The 14,421-nt window shown below is 64.5% G+C and carries 18 protein-coding genes; 11 read left to right on the forward strand and 7 right to left on the reverse strand.

Annotated features, from left to right (window positions below; translation table 11 throughout):
• Positions 1–431 precede the first annotated feature (431 nt).
• Entirely contained in the window at positions 432–560 is a 129-nt protein-coding gene (locus ACYVGK_RS12150) for a hypothetical protein (protein WP_460734001.1), read from the reverse strand.
• 184 nt (positions 561–744) lie between these two features.
• On the opposite strand from ACYVGK_RS12150, the gene ACYVGK_RS12155 reads away from it, so the two are divergent.
• From ACYVGK_RS12155 to ACYVGK_RS12170, 4 genes are read left to right on the forward strand one after another with little or no spacing between them, the layout of a single operon-like run.
• Positions 745–978 carry a RebB family R body protein gene (locus tag ACYVGK_RS12155; RefSeq protein ID WP_460734003.1) on the forward strand — a complete coding sequence of 78 codons (234 nt, stop codon included), beginning with the start codon at positions 745–747 and terminating at the stop codon, positions 976–978.
• Between the two features lie 13 nt (positions 979–991).
• Positions 992–1,231, forward strand: a complete 240-nt coding sequence (locus ACYVGK_RS12160; RefSeq protein WP_460734005.1) for a RebB family R body protein — start codon at positions 992–994, stop codon at positions 1,229–1,231.
• 4 nt (positions 1,232–1,235) lie between these two features.
• Entirely contained in the window at positions 1,236–1,586 is a 351-nt protein-coding gene (locus ACYVGK_RS12165) for a RebB family R body protein (protein ID WP_460734007.1), read from the forward strand.
• Positions 1,586–1,798: a hypothetical protein gene (locus ACYVGK_RS12170; protein WP_460734009.1), complete on the forward strand. Its 213-nt coding sequence runs from the start codon at positions 1,586–1,588 to the stop codon at positions 1,796–1,798. The genes ACYVGK_RS12165 and ACYVGK_RS12170 overlap by 1 nt, the downstream gene beginning before the upstream one ends.
• A 192-nt stretch (positions 1,799–1,990) precedes the next feature.
• On the opposite strand, the gene ACYVGK_RS12175 is transcribed toward ACYVGK_RS12170, so the two are convergent.
• Together ACYVGK_RS12175 and ACYVGK_RS12180 are read right to left on the reverse strand one after the other, a co-directional pair.
• A complete protein-coding gene (locus ACYVGK_RS12175) occupies positions 1,991–2,311 on the reverse strand; it encodes a hypothetical protein (RefSeq protein WP_460734011.1) in 321 nt (106 codons plus the stop codon).
• 199 nt (positions 2,312–2,510) lie between these two features.
• Positions 2,511–3,437 carry a LysR family transcriptional regulator gene (locus ACYVGK_RS12180; protein WP_460734013.1) on the reverse strand — a complete coding sequence of 309 codons (927 nt, stop codon included), beginning with the start codon at positions 3,435–3,437 and terminating at the stop codon, positions 2,511–2,513.
• 96 nt (positions 3,438–3,533) lie between these two features.
• Here ACYVGK_RS12180 and ACYVGK_RS12185 point away from each other — a divergent pair, with 96 nt between their 5' ends.
• The 4 genes from ACYVGK_RS12185 (at position 3,534) to ACYVGK_RS12200 (ending at position 7,696) form a co-directional block, all read left to right on the forward strand.
• Complete coding sequence (locus ACYVGK_RS12185; protein WP_460734014.1) at positions 3,534–4,133, forward strand: short chain dehydrogenase; 600 nt, start codon at positions 3,534–3,536, stop codon at positions 4,131–4,133.
• Between the two features lie 152 nt (positions 4,134–4,285).
• Positions 4,286–5,209, forward strand: coding sequence for a M14 family metallopeptidase (locus ACYVGK_RS12190; protein WP_460734016.1), 924 nt, complete (start codon positions 4,286–4,288; stop codon positions 5,207–5,209).
• A gap of 115 nt (positions 5,210–5,324) precedes the next feature.
• The gene (locus ACYVGK_RS12195; protein ID WP_460734018.1) at positions 5,325–6,725 is read left to right on the forward strand and encodes a pyridoxal phosphate-dependent decarboxylase family protein; all 1,401 of its coding nucleotides are present in this window, start codon (positions 5,325–5,327) and stop codon (positions 6,723–6,725) included.
• Positions 6,726–6,928: 203 nt separating this feature from the next.
• A complete protein-coding gene (locus tag ACYVGK_RS12200) occupies positions 6,929–7,696 on the forward strand; it encodes a DUF1223 domain-containing protein (RefSeq protein ID WP_460734020.1) in 768 nt (255 codons plus the stop codon).
• 19 nt (positions 7,697–7,715) lie between these two features.
• Here ACYVGK_RS12200 and ACYVGK_RS12205 read toward each other — a convergent pair whose 3' ends face one another.
• Positions 7,716–7,946 (reverse strand): DUF4287 domain-containing protein, encoded by a 231-nt coding sequence (locus ACYVGK_RS12205; protein WP_460734022.1) that lies wholly within the window; start codon positions 7,944–7,946, stop codon positions 7,716–7,718.
• 177 nt (positions 7,947–8,123) lie between these two features.
• Between ACYVGK_RS12205 and ACYVGK_RS12210 the strand changes: the two genes are divergently transcribed.
• Together ACYVGK_RS12210 and ACYVGK_RS12215 are read left to right on the forward strand one after the other, a co-directional pair.
• The gene (locus ACYVGK_RS12210; protein ID WP_460734024.1) at positions 8,124–9,050 is read left to right on the forward strand and encodes a hypothetical protein; all 927 of its coding nucleotides are present in this window, start codon (positions 8,124–8,126) and stop codon (positions 9,048–9,050) included.
• A 294-nt stretch (positions 9,051–9,344) separates the two neighbouring features.
• Positions 9,345–9,731: a hypothetical protein gene (locus ACYVGK_RS12215; RefSeq protein WP_460734026.1), complete on the forward strand. Its 387-nt coding sequence runs from the start codon at positions 9,345–9,347 to the stop codon at positions 9,729–9,731.
• 3 nt (positions 9,732–9,734) lie between these two features.
• Here the strand turns inward: ACYVGK_RS12215 and ACYVGK_RS12220 are convergent, their stop codons facing one another.
• Positions 9,735–10,586, reverse strand: a complete 852-nt coding sequence (locus tag ACYVGK_RS12220) for a sterol desaturase family protein (RefSeq protein ID WP_460734028.1) — start codon at positions 10,584–10,586, stop codon at positions 9,735–9,737.
• A 142-nt stretch (positions 10,587–10,728) separates the two neighbouring features.
• Positions 10,729–12,192 (reverse strand): serine hydrolase domain-containing protein, encoded by a 1,464-nt coding sequence (locus tag ACYVGK_RS12225; protein WP_460734030.1) that lies wholly within the window; start codon positions 12,190–12,192, stop codon positions 10,729–10,731.
• A gap of 281 nt (positions 12,193–12,473) precedes the next feature.
• On the opposite strand from ACYVGK_RS12225, the gene ACYVGK_RS12230 reads away from it, so the two are divergent.
• Positions 12,474–12,935 carry a DUF4124 domain-containing protein gene (locus ACYVGK_RS12230; protein ID WP_460734031.1) on the forward strand — a complete coding sequence of 154 codons (462 nt, stop codon included), beginning with the start codon at positions 12,474–12,476 and terminating at the stop codon, positions 12,933–12,935.
• A 48-nt stretch (positions 12,936–12,983) separates the two neighbouring features.
• On the opposite strand, the gene ACYVGK_RS12235 is transcribed toward ACYVGK_RS12230, so the two are convergent.
• Complete coding sequence (locus tag ACYVGK_RS12235) at positions 12,984–14,357, reverse strand: MBL fold metallo-hydrolase RNA specificity domain-containing protein (RefSeq protein ID WP_460734032.1); 1,374 nt, start codon at positions 14,355–14,357, stop codon at positions 12,984–12,986.
• Positions 14,358–14,421: the final 64 nt, after the last annotated feature.

The following is a 14,421-nucleotide window of genomic DNA, read 5'->3' on the forward strand; positions in this document are numbered from 1 at the left end:
CGCATGCGCCCGCTGCAGCGGGCATCCTTGGGGGTGAATTGGAAGACGAACGCGCGGAGCGCTCGCGGGCCTCGCAGGGAAAGATAGCGCGGCAGGCTGGGCTATCGGGCCGCGTGCTTGATGGCCTTGCGTGAAGTATCGCTTGCGTGCCCGGCTTACCTTGCCGCGCGATGCGCTGGCTAGGTGGCTGCTAAGTGGTGCTGGACGGATCGATGGAAGTCTTGCTTGCTGGATAGTGGCTTTGCACGTTCGTGGCACGCCAGCGGTGGCTGGCTCGCGCGTCTTCCCAAGCATTGAAGATAGCCGCGGCGCTGTCGGTCGCGGCTGCCCGAAGATCATTGAGTCGCAGTCTGGGCTTGCAGAACCTGCTGCACGTCAACGATCTCGATGCCTTGCATCTGCCCTAGAAAGCTGTCGAACCACGGCTTGCGCTAGCTGCCGACGATCGACAGCACGCGCGCGCCGGGCCGTTCGCGGAATGCCGCGCGGATGTTGGCCACCAAGCGCAGGTTGCGAGTTTCCCCGCCGGCGACATACAGCTGACCGTAGTTCTTCCGCATTCCAGCGGCGGACGGTCAGGATAGGAAAACCGGATGCGCGATCTATCCGCCGAAAGTAGCTGACTGGTGCGAATACGGTCTGTTCGCTCAGAGTTGCTCGAGGCTTGGTCCCTTGCGTGGGATGGTCGCGCGCACTTAAGGTGGCGCGACCCGCATCCGCGGGCACTCAAAACGGAGTTTGAGCATGGCATTTCCTACGTCAGTCAATTCCCAGATCACCGACGCGGTCACGCAGGCCAACGTAAAGGTCCTTGCGGATGCACCTGCAATGGCAATGGGCGCGGTCTACCAGACGATCGCCCAGGCCGCCGGTATCGCGGCGCAGAACGCAACGGCGAATCAGCAGGCGGCCAATCAGGTATCGCAGGCGGTTGCCACGCGCTGCGTCGAATCGCTCCTCGGCGCGGCCGGCAAGTAAGGGGAGGACGACGATGGCATTTCCAACTGCAGTCAATGACCAGATCACCGACGCCGTCACGCAGGCCAACGTGAAAGTCCTCGCGGATGCCCCCGCTGTTGCCATGGGGTCGCTCTACCAGACGCTGGCACAGTCAATGGGGACCGCCGCCCAGAACGCGGTTGCCCATCAGCAGAATGCAAACAGCGTGGCGCTGGCCGTCACGACGCGCTGCGTCAACGCCCTCGTGGGCGGGTCGCGCGATCGCGAGTAGCACCATGGCCAAGGAAACCACAGTCAACAGTCAGATCACCGACGCGGTGTCCCAGGTAGACGCCGTGGTCGTCGGTTCGGCGGAATCGCAGGCTCGCGCCATGGCCGACCAGATGATGGCTCACGCGATCGGGCTTGCTATGCAGAACGCGGTCGCGCAGCAACAGCAGGCTTACATCCTGCGCAACGCGGTGACCACCGCGGCGGCACGGGCCATCCTCGAGTCCAGTCCGGAAGATGCGTTGCGCTTTGCGCGCGAGGTGCTTGCAGGCGATGACGTCGCGCAGACGATCGAGCGGCTAGGCGACCTGTTGGGAGGCATGGATGCCCGCAAGCCGAAGCAAGGAGAGGGGTGATGGCTGCCACGAAGAAGAAAGTCCGGCCTGCGCCATCTGCCGAAGACATCGCCGCGCAGCTGCAGAACACGCATGCCGCCGTGTCGGCGGCGATCGCTGCGGGGTATGACAAGGTCGAAGACGCGATGAAGCAGGCAGAAGACGCGGTCGCGCTGGCAGTTGGCGGCGTCGCCGAAGCGATGCGTCTCGCGCAGCAGGCGACGAAGGAGTAAACCTCTCGTCCTACTTGCGCGAAGCTGCGAATGGGTCGTCTGCCTCCTCGGCGCGACCCTGCAGTCTGCGAGTGTGGGGCAGGTTTTCCCATTTACCCGATCGGGGGTGCGTCTGCAGAGCGACTCATGAGCACGACTTCCGTGCTCACCGCTTGCCCGGCCTCATCCAGAGCCCGGGCAACCTTGGCTCAACTACTTGCCCCGCGACTCGTTGGTTCCGCCGCGGCAGGCGCCGTCCTTGCCCGGGAACCCATGCTCGAGGAAGTAGAACTTCCACGCATCGGCTGCCGTCTGGACGATCGATACCATCTGACCAATCGGATCCAGCGAATCGAAGTCGTTCAACCCGCTGTAGGCGCAGTTCGAGTTCGCGTGCTCCGGGGCTCCGGTGAAACGCGTGTTGTCCTGGGTGCCCGGTGGGCCCTTCACTTCACCTGCAAATGCATTGCTCGCCGAGAGACCTACAAGCATCACCGCACAAGCCGAGATCGCGAACGATGTTTGCTTGCGCATATTCGCACTCCTCTTTCGACAGCGTCATGTGACGCCGATCGGGACGCTACTGCGGGACGTGTGTCGTTTCAATCCAGCCAATGCTGCTTTGCAGCACCTGCTCGCGCGACGGGAAAGCACGCGGAACGGGGCGAAAGCGAGCGGGGAATTCGGAAGTTCGCGCGGCGAGCGTGCCGGTCGGACGCGTTGAATCGCAGTCTCAGCGCAGCAGCTCGGAATGTTCCGGATCGTCGAACCATTCGACGACGAAATCGCGGAACACGCGCGAACGTTGTGGCAGGTGTTCGCGGCTGGGATAGACCAGGGAGACCGATGTCGTGGGCAACCGCCATTCGGGCAGCAGCTGGACAAGGCGGCCGCTGCGCAACTCATCGAAGACCAGATAGCGCGGAAGTCGCGCGATGCCAATGCCACGCAGCGCGGCGCGGCGCATGCCGATGAAATGATTGATGGCCAGCGAGCCCCGCATAGGTACGGTTACGCATTCCTCGCCACGCTGCAGAATCCATTGGCCGTCATCGCGAAACGAGCGGTGGCGTATCGCTTCAAGCGCGCTTAGCTGGCCGGGGTCGGAGATGTCCTGGGGCGCGTGTTGGGCGAGGAACCCAGGACTGGCGACGATGAGCTCGCGCATGACACCGATGCCGCGCGCGATCAGCGACGGATCCAGGGTGCGCGTCATGCGGAAGGCAAAGTCGTAGCCTTCTCCGACCAGGTCGCGCTGCGCTATCGAGAAGTCCACATCGAAGCGCACCTGGGGATGGCGTGCGCGGAAATCGGCCAGCAGATCGACCAGGAACGCGTCGCCGAAGGACGTCGGCGCGGTGATGCGCAACAGACCGTCGACTTCGGTGCGCACGGCCGAGACCGCGCGCTCGCCATCGCCCATCAGTTCGCGTGCCTGGCGGGTGAAGTCGAGATAGAGACGTCCGGCATCCGTCACGGCAATGCGCCGAGTGGTGCGGTGGAGCAGGCGCACGCCCAGGGCGGCTTCAAGCTCCTGCACCTGTTTGCTCAGGTGAGCCTTGGAGACGCCAAGGCACTCGGCGGCACGGGTGAAGCTGCCGCTTTCCACCACGGTGAGGAGCCCAAGGGCCTGGTCGAAGCGGTCGCTGACTGTTTCCATGTGTAAACAGAATATCCACTTTTAGGCGGGTTATCTGGGTCTGACGCGTCATTAGGCTGTCTGAAATGACCAATCCGGTCGATACGGAGACGCAAGATGAAGATTCTTCTGGTGGGCGCCCATGGCACGGTAGGGCGCGGGGTCGCTGCGGAACTGGGCCAGCGGCACGAAGTGATTGCGGCAGGCCGGAAGGGGGCGCAGATCACCCTGGACCTCGCCGATCCCGACAGCATCCGCCGTGCGCTGGAACCGCTCGGTCCGCTGGACGCGATCGTCTCCGCGGCTGGCCAGGTCGGATGGGCGCCGTTGCTGGAGCTCACGCCTGAGCAGTGGGCTTTCAGCGTCGCCAACAAACTGATGGGGCAGGTGAATCTCGCGTTGATCGGCCAGCAATACCTGCGCGATGGCGGCTCGATAGCCCTGACCTCGGGCGTGCTGTTCGACCAGCCGGTCCGTCATGGCGCTGCCGCGAGTCTTGCCAATGGCGGTATCGAGGCCTTCGTCCGCGCCGCCGCGATCGAATTGCCGCGCGGCATCCGCATCAACGCGGTGAGTCCGGGGGTGCTGGTGGAGTCGATGGATGACTTGGGCCCGTTCTTCCGCGGCTTCGAACCGGTGCCGGCGGCGCGCGCCGCATTGGGCTACAGCCGCTCCGTGGAAGGCTCGGATACCGGCAAGGTCTACGCCGTGCATTGAGTCGTGGTGGGGGGGGCGGCGCACGGTGTGGAAACGGGTGCGACAAAAATGGGCTCACCCGTTATTCCGAAGCGCCATGCACGCGTCCGGGAGAGCCAAAAGGAGGAGTGCTAAAGTCTCCAGCCCCTCCCGATGCGATCAAAGAGCTCGACGTGACGACTGCCCCGGCAACCTATCCCATCGGTACACCCGGAGTTGCCTGGGGTGCGGCGGAACGCGCGCTCTGGCTGTCGCGCCAGACCCGCCATCGCAGCTACGCGGCGGAGGTGCTCAGTGTCATCGAGCGCCTGCGCCCGCGGTTCGATATCGAGGAATACGGCCGCCTCGAATACGGCCCCGATGCCTATTCGCTGTTTGCAATCAGGAGCCGCGACTGGAATGACGCACTCCCGATCGTGTTGGTCACCGGTGGCGTGCATGGCTACGAGACCAGCGGCGTGCATGGCGCCCTGCGTTTCGTCGAAAAGCATGCTGCGGACTACGCCGGCAAGGTCAATCTCCTGGTCGTTCCATGCGTCAGCCCTTGGGCGTATGAACGCATCCACCGCTGGAATGCCGATGCGATCGATCCGAATCGCTCGTTCCGCGAGGACAGCCCGGCCGGGGAATCCGCCGCACTGCTGCGCCTGATCTCCCCGATCCGCGATCGCGTTCTGGTTCACATCGATCTGCACGAGACCACCGATTCGGACGAATCCGAATTCCGTCCGGCACTGGCGGCCCGCGAGGGTAAGCCCTTCGAGCCGGATGGCATTCCCGATGGCTTCTATCTCGTCGACGACAGTGAACATCCGCAGCCCGAATTCCAGCAGGCCGTGATCGCCGCCGTAGCGCATGTCACCCACATCGCGCCCGCCGACGACAAGGGCGAGATCATCGGTTCGCCCGTGGTCGCGCCGGGTGTCATCGAGTACCCGCTGAAGCAGCTCGGTCTCTGTGCAGGCATTACCGATGCCCGCTACAAGACCACTACCGAGGTTTATCCCGACAGCCCGCGCGCCACGCCCGAGCAATGCAACGTCGCGCAGGCGACGGCGGTGTGTGCGGCGATCGATTACGCGCTCGAGCACCGATAAGACGCCAGCTGTAGTACCGCGTGCCGAACGATTCGATCGCCGCGGCACCGCGGGCCCTTATGTGCGGGTGGCCGTCGGCACATAATCCTGCGTAACCCCAAAAAGGGCGGCGCCCATGACCCCTTCCTTCAGCGACTTCGACCCGCTGCTCGATCGCGTTCACGGGCACGCGCGCGACTATCTCCATCGGCTGCCGGAGCAGCACGTCGGTGCGCGTGCCGGTCGCGAGGCAATGATGGCTGCGCTCGATGCGCCGCTGTCGGCACATGGCGAAGACCAAGCCGCAGTGCTGGATCTGCTCGCCGGGCAGGCCGCACGCGGGATATCCGCATGTGCCTCGCCGCGCTATTTCGGTTTCGTCATCGGCGGCTCGCAGCCGGTTGCATTGGCGACTGACTGGCTCGTTTCTACCTGGGACCAGAACGCCGGCATCCACGCCGTTTCGCCGCTGGCGGCCGCGGCGGAGGAAGTAGCCGCGCGGTGGTTGCTCGAACTGTTCGATCTGCCGCGCGAAGCCGGTGTCGGTTTCGTCACGGGCTGCCAGATGGCCAACTTCACCGGTTTGGCCGCCGCGCGGCATGCCGTGCTGGAACGCGTGGGCTGGGATGTCGAGGCCGATGGGCTGCAGGGCGCGCCGCGCGTGCATGTCGTGACCTCGGCCGAATCGCACATCACCATCGACGCCGCACTTCGCTATCTCGGCCTGGGTACGCGCAACGTGCATCGGGTCGAGACAGACGCGCAGGGCCGGATGCGCACCGATCGCCTTGACCACACCCTCGCGACGCTGGAGGGTCCTGTCATCGTCTGTGCGCAGGCTGGCAACGTGAATACAGGCGCCTTTGATCCCTTGCGCGAGATCGGAACGCTCACGCGCAAGGCCGACGCATGGCTGCATGTCGACGGCGCCTTCGGCCTGTGGGCACGGGCGAGCCGTGCTCACGCCGCGCTGGCCGAAGGTCTCGAACTCGCCGATTCCTGGGCGACCGACGCACACAAATGGCTCAACGTGCCCTATGACTGCGGTGTCGCGATCGTCCGCGACGCGGAAGCGCACCGCGCTGCGATGACATCGATGGCCGCCTATCTGATCCAGACCCGCGGTGCGGAGCGCGACGCGGTCGACTGGACGCCGGAATTCTCGCGTCGTGCGCGTGGGCTTCCGACCTATGCCACGTTGCGCAGTCTCGGCCGTGATGGCGTGGAAGCCCTGGTGGATCGCTGCTGCGCGCGTGCGCGCCAGATGGCCGCGCTGCTCTGCGCCGATTCCGGGGTGCGCGTGCTCAACGACGTCGTTCTCAATCAGGTGCTCGTTCGTTTCGACGATGACGATGCGATCACGCGCGACGTGGTGAGCGGCGTGCAGGAAGAAGGCACCTGCTGGATGAGCGGCACGACCTGGCATGATCAGGCCGCGATGCGGATTTCCGCGTCCAACTGGGCGACCAGCGAGGACGACATCGTGCGCAGTGCGGAATCCGTGCTGCGGGTGTTGAACAGGGTGCGGGCGCGTTAGGCGTCCGCCCGATTTCCTCGTAGAACGCGTCATAGACGCGACGGCCCATGCGCTGTTCGAGAACGTGCCCGGCGACGTTGAAATCCCAGTTGTTGTAGTAGAAGAACTCGCGCGGCGCATGGCTGGCACGAGCCGGCGGGGGGCGAACCGTTTCGTACCTTGGCCCCCTCCATTGGGTGCAGTATTCGAGTGGAGGTCCATCCATGCGCTTACCGATCCACTCGCCAATCCTCTTGCTGATTTCCTTGCTGTCCCTGCTCAGCTTCAGCACCCAGGCGGCCGAGGCCTGCCGCATTCACAGTGGCGCGACCACCCTGCCGCTGGTGGAGCTGTATACCTCTGAGGGCTGCAGCAGCTGTCCTCCCGCGGACCGCTGGCTGTCGCAACGACTTGCGCGGGGCGATGCGAACTATCTGGCCTTCCACGTCGACTACTGGGATGACATCGGCTGGCCGGATCGCTACGCCTCACCGATGTATTCGCAGCGGCAGCGAGCGCGCGTCACGGCGGCAGGCAGCCAGGCCGTGTACACGCCCCAGGTCATGCTTGGCGATCTGGTCAATGCCCCATGGTCGCGCGAACGCGCGTGGCGGAGCGCGCTTCAACAAACGCGTGGCCCGGCGCAGGCGGCACTGGCACTGCGATTGGATCGCCAGCAGGAAAACTGGGTGGTTGCGATTGGAGCAGCGCGACTCGGGTCTCACACGCCGGCGGCGCAAGTGTGGATGGCACTGCACGTTGACGGGCAGACAACGGAAGTGCGCGCGGGCGAGAACCGCGGGCGTACGCTGCATCACGACCGCGTGGTACGCCAGCTGAAGGGACCCTGGACACTGGGGGCTACCGCGCTATCGCAGAGGCTCGTGCTCTACGTGCCGACGACTTCCTGGGGCGCGACCCTGTTCGCGCAGGACGCACGTGGTCGCATCCTGCAGTCGCTCGATCTCGATGCAAGCGACTGCTCCCGCTAACCGCGATATCGCGGTGGGCCTAAAGGTCTCCCTCCTTCTTGTGTCCCTTCAGCAACGCCACGATCGCCATCGCGTGTCCATGCCCCAGGTCGAAGTCCTGCTTCAGCCACGCGATGATGTCTCCGGCCTTGATGCCCGGGCTCAGCCCTTTGGCATCGGCGTAGCCCTTGCGGGTGGCAAGCGAACGGAAGTCGGCAGGGCTCTTGCCGGTCTTGGTCTGGATGTTGTCAAGGTAGGCCTGGAAGGACATGGATGGGTTCCGTGTTGGGTTGGCGAGGGCCGGTCTTTGGCGCTCTCGGTGATACGACGAATGGGGATGGGTGGAATCGACATCCCACGCGTTCGCCGAAAACCTCGAATGGGGACGGCTCGACGCGGGCCCGATTGCCGTTATCTTCGGTAACACTTGCTCTGAGGGAGCTGAGCCATGAGGGGCAACGCCAGGCGAGTCCTGATCCTTGGTTATGGCGCCATGGGGCGCGCGTTCGAGACCCTGCTTGCGCCGAGGCACGAAGTCGCCATCTGGGATCGCGATCTGGTGACAGGCGTGGAGACCGAGCCCCTGGAGCAGGCGATCGGAGGTCGCGAAGTGGTGGTGTTCGCCATGCCCACCGATCCCCATGACGAACTGGCCCAACGTCTCGCGGCATCTGCTGCCGACGGGATCGTGTGCCTGTCCATCGCCAAGGGCCTGGACAAGCAGGGCCGCACGCCGGCGCAGATCTTCGAACGCAATTTCGGTTCCCGCATCGGCTGGGCCCTGATCTATGGCCCGATGCTCGCACGCGAACTCCAGGCCGGGCGAGCCGGTTTCGCCATGGTGGCGAGTGCGCGGCCGGACATCGGCCAGCAAATCATCAACCTGTTCGAAGGCTCGGCGCTTCGTCTGGAATATCTCGACGACGTGCACGGAGCGGCGTGGGCCGCGATCCTCAAGAACGTCTACGTGCCGCTCATCGGCGCCGCGGAGGGGCTCGGCCTGGGCGACAACCTGCGTGGGTTCCTCATGGCCGAAGCGACGCGTGAACTGGGGCTCATCGCCGAGCTGATGGGCGGTCGCCGTGAAACCGCCTATACCTTTTCCGGCCTCGCCGATCTGGTGACATCGGCAACGAGCGCGTCCTCGCATCATCGTCACATCGGCGCCGAATTGGCGGCAGGTCGGACGGATGAATTGGCTGCATCCGGCGTCAACATCCGCAGCGAAGGCGTGCACACGGCGACCATCGTTTGCCAACAGGCCGTGTTCGCGTGGGAACGATTTCCGCTCTTCGCCCTGGTATGCAATTTCCTGCGCGAACCGACGCATCTGGAAATGCAGCTTGACGCCTATCTGGCGCAACGCTTCAGCTGAAGAACACTGACTCGTACTCGTTTCGTCAGCATTCGGTTTCGATACTCGAATTTGACGCGGCGGTAAGTTTGCGCAGCGCATCCTGTTGCTGCGATCGGAAGTGCCGTGCCGCCATTCCGACGGTAGCCAAAACGTGCGGTCGCCGGGTTCTTCGCCGTGTGTCACTCAAGAAAACCCAGTCTCTTCGCAAAGTTTGCGGGACTCTGCGCTCTCACCGTGCCTGTCATTGGATGGGCCTTCGATCCACCTGCTGTCCCTGGGCCTTCGGCAACAAGCCACGTGGAAGCGAGTGAAGTGCCTGCAGCCATTGCGGCTCCGGTCTCCACCCAAGGTGACTTCGAAGTGCCGGCCGGAATGCTCGACACGTGGAATGCTGTCGGCCAGGTGCTGGTTCGACTGGACGGCGTCACCTACGAAGGGCGTGCACAGATGCTCGGGCTGTACGCGGTGCAGTACCAGGGTGAGCGGTTCCTTATCGTGACGAGGGGACGCGTGCTGCAAAGTCCCGTCGACAGGGAGCTCACCTACGTTCGCGCCCTGTCGAAGAGCGGCGGCCCCAACCACGGGACATGCGCGGCCGAACTGATGGGCCATCTCCAGCGGGCGCTGCCGGCGGAACTGGCCCGGATTGCTGCCCTGGAGACAGCAGGCCCACAAACCGCCGGATTGAATCCGCCCTAGGCGTTACGTCGCATCGTCGGCGGCCACTGCGTGCGCAAGCGCGCGCTCGGGTGGTCCGAACAGTTGCGCCAGCGCGGCACGCAAACCATTCGCGCGCCAGGCATCGCGGAACATCGACAGCCATTCGTGGAAGGTCAGCCGGACCGGATTGTGACTGTGGACCTGGCCGATGATCCCGAACTCGCACGGCACGGCGGGGTCTTCTTCGACGAAGCTGCCGAACAGCTTGTCCCAGATGACCAGTACACCCGCGTAGTTACGGTCGATGTACTTGGCGTTGCGCGCATGGTGGACGCGATGGTGCGAAGGGGTGTTGAACACTTTCTCCAACCAGCCCAGTTTGCCCACCGCCTGGGTGTGCACGAAGAACTGGAAGGCGAGATTGATCGCCACTACCGCGACGATGTGCGCCGGTGCGAAGCCGAGCCACGCCAGCGGCAGCCAGAACACCCACATGCCCGAGATCGGATAAGTCAGGCTCTGCCGGAAGGCCGTCGACAGGTTGAGCCGTTCGGATGAGTGATGGGTCACGTGCGAGGCCCACATCCAGCGGATGCGGTGACTGGCGCGATGGAACCAGTAATAGAAGAAGTCCTGCGCGAGAAACAACGCGGCAATGGTCCAGGCGGACGCAGGCAGGTCGAACAGACGGTGGCGGTAGACGAAGTAGTAGACGCCGATCACCAGCGTCCATGCCACGGCATCCGCGGCCTGATGCATCAGCGCGAGCGTGGCGTTGGAAATGGTGTCCTTCCAGCTGTACATGCCCGGACGACGGCGGCGCCAATACAGCGCCTCGATGATGATCAGTCCCAGGAAGACCGGGCCCATGCCCAGCAGGATCCATTTTTCCATCCAGGTTCTCCGGCGTCGCTTCCTGCAGTGATGCAGGGAGTGTCGTCGGCGTCTGCAGTCCTGTCCAGACTGGTGCGTATGGTTCGCGAGCGAGGGCACGGAACGCGCGCCCTGGCCGGATTGGCGGACCCGGTCGCCTTCGTCATTTGCCCGGCTGCGAGGCGGGCTCCAGCAACGCCGGCAGCAGCACCTTCGCCATCATCGTGTTGACGGGCGAATCCTGGTTGAAGGCGCCGCCCGTGAACACCGCGACGAGGTCGAGCGACGGCACCACGTACACCTTCTGGCCACCGTTGCCGGAGAACATGATCGTGTCGACCTTCTCCGTGCCAGTCGGAGTGGCTACGGCATACCAGCGATGCCAGACGCCCAAACCGTAGTCGCTGTCATCGACATGCGACTGGCGCGCGGTCATCGCGTCGGTCCAGGCAGCGGGTACTACATCTTTCCCCTGCCATTGGCCGTGCTGCCTGATCAGCAGGCCCAGTTTGAGCATGTCGCGCGGGCGCAGGTAGATCTGGCCGAATTCGTTGCGCTGGCTCCGGTCAAGCGTGAAATTCCATTGCCAGGAGTCGCGCGCAATGCCGAGCGGAGCAAACAGGTGCGCCTGGGCGAAGTCGGGCAGGGGCGTCCTGGCCGCGCGCTCCACCATGCGGCCGGCCGCGAGTATGCCGCCGGAACAGTAGCGTCCCGCGTGACCCGGATCGTCGATCATCGGCAAGTCGATGAAAGCCTTGATCCAGTCGGGTTTGTCGTAGAGCGCGACTTCATTGCCCGGCGATGTCGAGTCGTGGTCATTGCATGCCAGGCCCGAGCTGTGGCTGAGCAGTTGCTTCAGTGTTATTTGCGCCTTGCGTGGATCCGGATTGAGCGGCGATACCTCGCCCAGACCCTGCAGCACGGGTGAGTCAGCACGCATGCGGCCTTGCCCGGTGGCAATTCCGGCCAGAAGCGCGACCACGCTCTTGGTGAGCGAGCGCATTTGGTGCGGACGCTGTCGATCGTAGCCGTAGAAATACTCTTCCAGGAGCAGGCGATCGCCGCGGTAGATCAGGATGGAATGCACGTCGGCGTAGCGGCCGTCGAGCACGCCCTGGACCAGTTGTTCGGCCGCGGTCGGTGGCAACGTGTGGGTGGTCGCGCGTCCGGTGGCGATGCCATCGCCCAGCGACGGCGGTGGCTGGTAGTGGTAAGTGGCGGGCTTTCCGTCGCCGCCGTTGGGTCGCGGTTGCAGCAGTTGCCGCGTGGCATCGGGTATCGCTCCGGAAAGACGCGCATAGGCTTGCTCGTTTTCCTTGAATGCGGTGATCCGACCGGCCTTGTCGCGCAGGAACGGGATGGCATCACCGCTGCCGTTTTTGAAGAGATCCGGACCAACCCGAAGCAGCGGATATTTGCCTTCGCCGATGATCGCGACCAGCGTGTCGCCGCTGGCGACCATGTCGAGCAGCTGGCCATCGCGATACGCGTAATGGCCTTCGAACTCGGCCAGTCCCGTCGCCGTCGCTTCATCGGCGCGTGAGGCAAGGGACGTCAGGGCGAACACAAGGCCCAATGCGAGGGAGGCATGTAGTGCGAACTTCCGGGTCTTCATCAGGCGCGACACGGCAACTCCTTGTTGCTTCAGGTCGAGAGAGATCCAGAGGGGAGGGGCAAGCCCCGGGGTCATGACGGCCGTGCCCAGGCTACGTTCTATCACCTTGGAAGCCCGCGATCATCCGGGTCCGAGGCGGCCGGGCAAGGCGCATCGCGGCTTCAGGGCGGCAGGTCCGATGCCCGGAAGTTGCAGTGGCGCACATGCGTGCTCGTCAGGGTTCTCTTTTTTTGCGCCCGACCCGTTCTACCATTGCACCGGCAGGGACCTTTGAACCAGAGACAGGAAATCCGATGACCACAGCACGCTGGATGGCGTTCGCTACGCTGACTGTTGCCATCTGGCAGGCGCCCCTGCCGGCGTGGGCCGAGGTCTACAAGTGCAAGGTCGCTGGCCGCACGGTCTATCAGGATCAGCCCTGCACAGAGGCCGGAGCGGAACCGGCCAAGACCACGGGCGCTGCCTCGGGCAACGCGCCTCCGTCGTCGGACCTTGCGACCCTGCACCGGCAAATGCAGGAGGCGCACGAACAGTCCGCCCAAGTGCGCGCGGCCTACGAACGCGACCTGCAGGAAACGAAGGCCAAGGCCGGCGCGATGACGCTGGACCAGCAGCGTCAATTCACCAAGGTGCTGCACGCACGTTGGGATCCCAAGCTGCAGGCCGCCGGTCGTCGCGAACAGGAGTTGTCCGACTGGTTGCGGAAGATCTGTCCGGGAGGCGCTCTCAATGCGCAGGCGCAGTGCGCGAAATAGCCGGGAATTGATCCGTCACGACGGGCCGACCAGGTCGATTCAGTGCCATCAGACTTCGATGGCCATTCCTGGCCGGGCAAGCATGGCTTTGATGCCGAATCGCTCGCCCAGCTCGCCGGCCAGCGCTTCGCGCGCCTTGTCCTCGCCATGTACCAGCACCAGCGGTGGACGATTTGCGATCTCGCCGTACCACTCGATAAGCCCTCGCTGATCGGTGTGCGCGGATAGGCCGCCGATGGTGTGGCGTTGCGCATTCGCACGCACGTCGCGGCCGTGGATCCTCACCCAGCGTGCGCCATCGACCAGTCGGCGACCGAGGGTGCCTTCGGCCTGGTAACCGACGAACACGACATGCGTTTGCGGGTGCGATAGACGATGCCGCAGGTGATGCAGGATGCGGCCGGCATTGGCCATGCCACTGCCCGCAATGACTATCACGCCCCGATCGACATCGTTGATCGCCATGGACTCCTGCGCGGTTTCGGCGAAGTGCAGGTTGGGCAGGTGGAAGGGTGTGGGCTTGCCCGCCCAAACGCGCCGCGCGTCCTCGTCGAAGAGTTCCTGGTGGCGGTCGTAGACCTTCACCACTTTCTGCGCCATGGGACTGTCGAGGTAGATCTGCCAGCGCGACAGATTCCAGTCGTCCCAGTGGCGCGCGAACCAGTACAGCAGCTCCTGGCTACGACCGACGGCGAAGGCGGGAATCAGCACGTTGCCGCCCTGTCGCCACGCGTCATCAAGGATCTCGCCCAACTCGGCGATGGTGGCGGCGCGGTCGCGGTGCAGGCGATCGCCGTAGGTCGATTCCATCAGCACCAGGTCCGCACGATCGATGCTGGTCAGATCGCGCAGGATGGGTGTGTTCTTCGGGCCGAGATCGCCGGAAAACACCAGCTTCCGGCCATCGCCGAAGACTTCGACGATGCACGAACCCAGGATGTGGCCGGCATCGCGAAACACGAGGTCGATGCCTTCAAGCACCGTGTGGCGCTGCTCATAGGGCAGGGGACGCACCTGCCGCATCGCGGCCTCGACGTCCTCGCGCGTGTACAGCGGCTGCGCGGGGCGCTCGCCATTGCGCCGATGGCGGTTGGCGCGCTCGGCGTCGTTTTCCGCGATCGAAGCCGCATCGAGCAGCATGATCGACATCAGGTCGGCGGTCGCTTGCTGCGCGATGATCGGTCCCTTGAAGCCGCGTTTGACCAGCAGGGGAATTCGACCGATGTGGTCGATGTGCGCATGGCTGACGATCAGCGCGTCGAGTTGCGCGGGCTCGAATGGAAACGGATCGGCGTTGCGACGTTCGGCTTCCGGACTGCCCTGGATCATGCCGCAGTCGAGCAGGATGCGATGTCCGGCGGCTTCGACTTCGTGCGCCGAGCCGGTGACTTCACCGGCGGCGCCGTGGAAATGTACGCGCATGATCCGTGCCCCGTATGCGCCGGTTCGGTCGGCCTGGGCACTAAACCACCGATGTGGCTCGCGT

The sequence above is a fragment of the Lysobacter tyrosinilyticus genome, assembly GCF_054779815.1.